The organism is Bradyrhizobium sp. UFLA01-814 (genome assembly GCF_046718885.1).
GTDB classification, from domain to species: domain Bacteria; phylum Pseudomonadota; class Alphaproteobacteria; order Rhizobiales; family Xanthobacteraceae; genus Bradyrhizobium; species Bradyrhizobium elkanii.
Genome location: NZ_JAQOSR010000351.1, coordinates 1 through 2076, shown reverse-complemented (window position 1 = coordinate 2076; position 2076 = coordinate 1). Strand labels below are relative to the sequence as shown.

The window sequence follows — 2076 nt, the reverse complement described above, 5'->3', positions numbered from 1 at the left end:
GGAGCAGCATCAGCACGAACAGGCTGACAAAGCCGATCACGGCGACGGTCTCGGGACTGAGATCGAGACTCATGGCCGTCTACTCCGCGGTCTTGATCTTGGCATCATGGATATCTTCCGGATGGAAGATCAGGCGGTAAGTGCGGATCGCGATCAGCAGCACCGCGGAGACATCGCCGATCCACGACACCAGGAAGAACGGCCAGACCGGGACACCGAGATCCATGGTGACGATATGGCTGTTCCTGGTGTCGATCACCTTGTCGACCAGCGTGTAGGTCTGCACGCTCACCACGAACAGCAGCACCAGCGTCGCGAAGATGTCGATCCAGCGCTGATAGCGCGGCGTGGCGTTGGCCCAGACCAGATCCACGGTGATGTGGGTGCCGCGATAGCTGGTCGCCGCAATGCCCCAGAAGATCAGGATGCCGAGCAGAAACTGGCCGAAATTGTAGTAGTCGGGGATGGTCACCGCGAAGAATTTTCGCATGAACACCGCAGTGAAGGTGTTGAGCGCGACGACGCCGACGAAGAAGGCCGCGACCCATTCGATCGAATCGATGAAGCGGTCCATGAAATTCTTGCGCGCCGGCTCGGGTGGGCCGGTGATCGCACCGTCTGGGGAAACTTCGGAGTTGGCAGCCATGATGTCGGACTATCGCTGTCAGGAACCGTCATTCCGGGGCGCTCGCCATGCGAGCGAACCCGGAATCCGGGGATTGTGGCGCGAGATTCCGGGTTCGCGCTGACGCGCGCCCCGGAATGACGAAGTCGGCTAGATCCCCGCCTCGTACTTCTTCAGCGTGGCCTGCAGATCGGCGTCGATCTTTGCCGCATCGCCGCCGGCCTTCTTCACCGCCTCGGCCCAGCTGTCGCGCAGCGGCTTGACCGCCTTCTTCCACTCGGCGAGCTGATCCGATGTCAGCGGATAGACCTCGTGGCCTTCCAGCGCCTTCATCTTGGTGCGGCCATTGGCTTCGAAATCGGTCCAGGGATCGGTGACCTTGGAGGCCCATTCCGGCGTGCAGTGATCGTCGATCACCTTCTTCTGGGCAGCCGACATCGAATTATATTTGGCAAGGTTCATGTTGTAGGTGAACACCGTCGAATAGAGCGGCACGTCCATGTGGTACTTCACCACCTTGTCGATGCCGAACAGGAAGATCGAGCCCCAGGGGAAGGTGATCTCGTCGGCCACGCCACGCTCGATCGCGTCGCGCGATTCCGGCGCGGAGGCCTGCACATTGGTGCCGCCGAACATCTTCACCATCTCGCCGATGGTGCTCTGCGCGGGCCGCACCTTGACGCCGGAGAGATCGCTCGGCAGCACGATCTTCTTCTTGCCGTGCAGCGCGCCCGGATCGTGGATGAAGGCGAAGCACAGCTTGGTGTCCTTCATCTCGGTCGGCGCATATTTGTGGTACCACTCGTTCAGCGCCAGCGTGCCCTTCTTGCCGTCGGAGAAGGTGAACGGAAGCTGGCCGGCGGCCGCGATCGGGAAACGGCCGGGCTGATAGCCGGGATTGACATAGGTGACGTCGGCGATGCCGTCGCGCGCCATGTCGTAATGGTCGAACGCCTTGCCGAGCTGCTCGGACGGAAACACGGTGACCTTGATGGTGCCGCCCGATGCCTTCTCGATGTCGGCGGCCCAGGCCTGCGTCGCCGGCACCAGCGGATGCGCCGGCGGCACCCATAGCGACACCTTGAGATTGACGGTCTTGTCCTGCGCGACGGCAGGTCCCGCGGCCGGCACGATGGCGGCGGCCATCAACACCGCCAACACTGTCTTCCTCATCACGTCTCCTCCTCTCCAGGACGGGCTTGCTGCCCGGTCTCATTACTTAACATGTTATCTAATTCGGACGGATATTCAAGACGAAATCCGCCGGGCGGACGCCTCGTCGCACCCTCCGCCCCGGTCCGCCCCGCCGCATCTTGCGCTGCGGCGAAGGTGCGTCCCGCGCAAATCCGCCTTGCCAAAACCGTTATATGATATAGTTGCCTTGGCAAGTTGACGGCGCGCCCCGCGGCGCGGGCACCGGCTAAAAGCCTATCCGATCGGGAGGACAAGGT

At 62.2% G+C, this 2076-nt stretch carries 2 protein-coding genes; both read right to left on the bottom strand.

Translation table 11 applies throughout. The features are described 5' to 3' along the window. Nucleotides 1-79 precede the first annotated feature (79 nt). Nucleotides 80-646, bottom strand: a complete 567-nt coding sequence (locus PMN64_RS42740) for a TRAP transporter small permease (RefSeq protein WP_411785101.1) — start codon at nt 644-646, stop codon at nt 80-82. A gap of 129 nt (nt 647-775) precedes the next feature. Next, nucleotides 776-1798, bottom strand: coding sequence for a TRAP transporter substrate-binding protein (locus PMN64_RS42735; RefSeq protein ID WP_026191954.1), 1023 nt, complete (start codon nt 1796-1798; stop codon nt 776-778). Nucleotides 1799-2076 lie beyond the last annotated feature (278 nt).